Origin of the sequence: Megasphaera hutchinsoni (assembly GCF_001553405.1) — a bacterium.
In the GTDB taxonomy this organism is placed as follows: Bacteria; Bacillota; Negativicutes; order Veillonellales; family Megasphaeraceae; genus Megasphaera; species Megasphaera hutchinsoni.
In genome coordinates, this window is sequence record NZ_KQ960955.1 from 169,445 (window position 1) to 173,878 (window position 4,434).

The window sequence follows — 4,434 nt, forward strand, 5'->3', positions numbered from 1 at the left end:
ACGCCGCTTCCGCCTGTTGCAGCTGCGTATCCAAAACATTCGATTCCTTCCGCTGCAACGCTTCAATGAACGCTTGCCGCTTATCTAATTTATTACCCTTTTTGGCATCTTCAAATGTATCATATTGACCGTATCCATAAGCAGATTTCTTTTCGTCATATACCTTATCAACATTTTGCTTAGCGTCCTGCAACTCGGCAATCTTCTTTTTTAACGCTGCCTCTTGGGCCTCTTTCGTCCGCGGATCCGCCGTGATGCCTTTTTCTTTTGCATAGCTTTCTAAGGCCTGCTTTTTCGCTTCCATTACCGCTTTCGCATTCGCAATATATCCGTCGGCATGATCTACTTCTTTTTCCCAATTACTTTCTGACGGCTCTTTTTTCTTCAACCCTTCATAATACGTCTTCGCCCATACTTCACTGTTGTAATACTGTTCCGCCGCTTCCGCTTCGGCTTTCAATTTTGCCCATTGCGTTACCGTTTCCGGCGTAACCGTACCTTGCGAGGTGCCGCCGCCGGGCTGTGCCGGATCTACCTGCGGTTTAGGCGGCTGCGGATCCGTCTTCCCTCCCGGTTCGCTGCCGGGCTGCCCCGGATCTACCTTTGGTTTAGGCGGCTTCGGATCCGTCTTCCCTCCCGGTTCGCTGCCGGGCTGCCCCGGATCTACCTTTGATTCAGGCGGCTGCGGTGCCGGATCTACCTTCGATTCGGGCGGCTGCGGATCCGTCTTCCCTCCCGGTTCACTGCCGGGCTGCCCCGGATCTACCTTCGGTTTAGGCGGCTTCGGATCCGTCTTCCCTCCCGGTTCGCTGCCGGGCTGCCCCGGATCTACCTTTGATTCGGGCGGCTGCGGTGCCGGCTTGCTTCCCGGTTCGCTGCCGGGCTGCCCCGGATCTACCTTTGGTTTAGGCGGCTTCGGTGCCGGCGGTTGCGGCTGCGGTGCCGTTTCTTTCTCCTTTAAAATCGTTTTTTTGGCATGAAGGACATCGCCTATTTGCATTACTTTCTTGTGTGCCTCTTCATAGGCCTGTAGCTTTTTTTGCCCTTCCGGGGTCTGATCGTCCGGATTATACGCTTCTTCTGCTTTATCCGCTTGTTGTTGTGCCTGTTTTAATTGCTCTTCCAAAGCGGCAATTTCTTTCTTCAGTTCTTCTGCCGACTTTTTCTTATCCGCTTCCGGATCCGGCTTCGGAATAGCCGGATCGACACTCGGCGTCGGTACCGGCGGCTGCGGCAACGGCGTCGGCTTGGTTTCCGAAGGAGACGACGACTCGCCTTTTACCTGTTTAATTTTAGCTTCTATCGCGTCGTAATCGGCTTTCGCTTTATTCCGCGCGTCAATCGTAGTCTTATCCGGACCGTCCTCATCCGTATCTTCCGATTCATATTTGGCTTGCGCCTTATCGTAAATTCCCTTTAATTCTTTTTCTTTTGCCGTCAATTCTTGCAAATACGTGGTCTTGGCCGCTTCTACCTCTTGTTTGGCCTTTTCGGCTTGCTGCCGCACCGTTTCATCCTGCGGTTTTTCTTTGCGTGCCGCTTCGGCTTTCGTCCACGTTTCTACGGCTGCCTCATACTTCTTTTCCGCTTCACTTTGCTGTACGCCCGGCGTTTTTCCCGAAGGCGGCTGTACTTCCGGCGGTGCCGGCGGCGGGGTGACAGTACCGCTCGGATCCAACGTCTTTAACGCCGCTTCCGCCTGTTGCAGCTGCGTATCCAAGACATTCGATTCTTTCCGCTGCAACGCTACCACATACGCTTGCCGCTTATCTAATGTGTTATTTGTTTTGGCCTGATCAAAGGTATCATAGTACCCCCATTTATAATCAGATTTCGTTTCATCGAATATACTTGCCGCATTTTTCTTTACCTCTTGCAGTGCTGCAATCCTCTTTTTCAACGCCGCCGTTTGCGCCTCTTTCGTCCGCGGATCCGCCGTAATGCCTTTTTCTTTTGCATAACTTTCTAAGGCCTGCTTTTTCGCTTCCATTTCCGCTTTCGCATTCGCAATATATCCGTCGGCATGCTCTACTTCTTTTGCCCAATTCTGATACGGCGTTTTTTTATCCATCTCTTCAAAATAGGTCTTTGCCCATACTTCACTGTTGTAATACTGTTCCGCCGCTTCCGCTTCGGCTTTCAATTTTGCCCATTGCGTTACCGTTTCCGGCGTAACCGTACCTTGCGAGGTGCCGCCGCCCGGCTGTACCGGCTCTACCTTCGATTCAGGCGGTTGCGGTACCGGCTTGCTACCCGGTTCACCCGTATGAGGTTTCGTTTCCTCTTTTCCCGTACCGGGCGTACTGCCCGTCCCGGAAGATAACGCACTGATACGTGCTTCTTTTGCCTTGATTGCCGCCTGTAAATCACTTAATTTTTGTGTATCTTGCAAATATCGCAGTAAAACCTCCGTACTTGCACCGTTATTCGCATAGCCGCCATTGTTATTAAACTCAGCTGTAGACCAATTTGCATGCTTCTCCACGTCCGGCAATTGTTTTTGTAAGTCCGCCAGTTCCTGCTGCAACTGCCCTATATCCGTCCCCGTTTCCACCGCAGGAGAAGGCATCGTAAACGGCTTAGACTCATCTTTTACTTCCACCTTCAACTGCTGCTGCCACTTCGTAACCGCTTGCTTGGCCGCTTCCATAGCCTTCTGCACGATGCCTGCATACGCTTTGGAACTCTCTGCCCGCACTTTTGCCGTTTCATCTGTCGGATCGGCTTTCGCTGCTGCTTCCGCCTCCGTCACCTCCCGATTTACCCGCGCGGTCAATTCCTGTAAATGCTGCACGTTCTCCTGTGCCAGCTGCAAACTCCGCTTCATATCTGCCGGAGATGGAGCCGCCTCGCCCGTCCCGGAAGAAGTTCCCACGTCTCCCGGCTGCGGCGCAACCGGTACGGTGCCGCCATTTTTCGCCGCCTCTAAAGCTGCTTGCAATTGTTTTAAATGATCAGGTCCTTTATCATGAGTCGGTTTATATTTATTATATTCTGCGGTCCAATTGTCCTGCGCCTTATGATAGCCGTCGGAATCCTCATCTTCATAAGAATTAATAATGTCTTTATTCTTTTCCCACCACGTATTGGCTTCGGCAATCTCTTGTTGTACCTTTGCAATTTGCGCTTCCAACGTCTTTATCTTTTCCGTATCCGGTGCCGCCGTACGATCTTGATTCATGGCAAGCAAATCAGCCGCCGATGACGAAGCATCCGCAGCAAAAGACGCACCTGCAAAGGCAGTCCCCATCAAACCGGCGACTACCATCGTTGTTAGTTGGCGTTTTGTGAATTTCATTAAAAAAATCCTCCTTTAATCAGACGATAATTTCCCCGAAATTCCCCTCTATGTACTTGTGTGCCTCGTCTATTCCCCAATAGACGAAACCTTACTACCCCATGCACATATGCTATTCATATGTTTATGGTTCTTATTATCCACTTTTTAGTATATTTGTCAAATATAAATGAAACTGATTCTCTTATTATGCTTTTGTACGGCTGCCCATTTCTTCTTTTACTATACGTATACATCATTAAATTGTAAAGTTTTACTTTTTTTTATTAAATAAATCGCTTCATTTTCTTAATAATTACTTTAGTTCTCTTTATATATACCGATGTGTTCCGGCATCTCCCGGTTTTTCATCGCCTAATAAGTCGTCAATTTTAGAACAATTGATAGTTATTTCCGATTGTTTTGTTTTGCAGTGTATTAATTTATGATAGAAATTCCCGACTATAAATCAAAATCCGTACCGGCCGTTCCCCTACGGACAGCAAAAAACCACCGCAATCCTTTGGGAATTGCGGTGGTTTTCCTTATGTATAGACGTAAAGTAAACGTATCTTATTTTGTTTTTTGTGCAGCCTGACGCAACTGTTGAATTTCCTGTTGCTGTGCCGCTACCTGATACTGAAGTTGCCCTACTACACGATACAATTCCTGCACATCCGGCGTATTCGTAGTCGTCGTAGCCGAAGACTTGCCGAACTTAAAGCTCATGCCGAAGGTATACGCATTCTTGGATCCCATCGTGCTGGCGGCACTGAACATCACATTCTTTGCGGGACGATAGAACGCACCGAAGGCTACACTATTTTCTCCGTCGTACGAACCGGAAGAAACAGCAAAGCTCAACTTCGTGGACGGATCAAATTCGAGCGGATGTAACCCTGCCAACGCAGCAGCACGAGCCCCCACTTTTTGGATGTCCTTGGCATTGTTGCTGATTTTGAGATCCGATTTACGTACATAGTCAGCTAACTCGCTCTTATCCGCTTTCAAACCTAATGCTGCAGTTACTTTATCCGTATCTGCTTTCTTGTCCAAATCTGCCTTATCTGCTTTATTTTCCAAGTCAGACTTATCCGCTTTATTTGCCAAGTCCGCGGTCTTCGCATAATCTTTTAATTCATCTTTAGTTGCTTTCG

The 4,434-nt window shown here is 48.8% G+C and carries 1 protein-coding gene and 1 pseudogene; both read right to left on the reverse strand.

Going from position 1 to position 4,434, the window contains the following annotated elements:
* A pseudogene (locus HMPREF3182_RS07340) lies at positions 1–3,298 on the reverse strand (hypothetical protein); the annotation flags it as partial.
* A 552-nt stretch (positions 3,299–3,850) separates the two neighbouring features.
* Positions 3,851–4,434: YadA C-terminal domain-containing protein (locus HMPREF3182_RS07345; RefSeq protein ID WP_206445566.1), on the reverse strand; the 584-nt coding region annotated here is incomplete at its 5' end.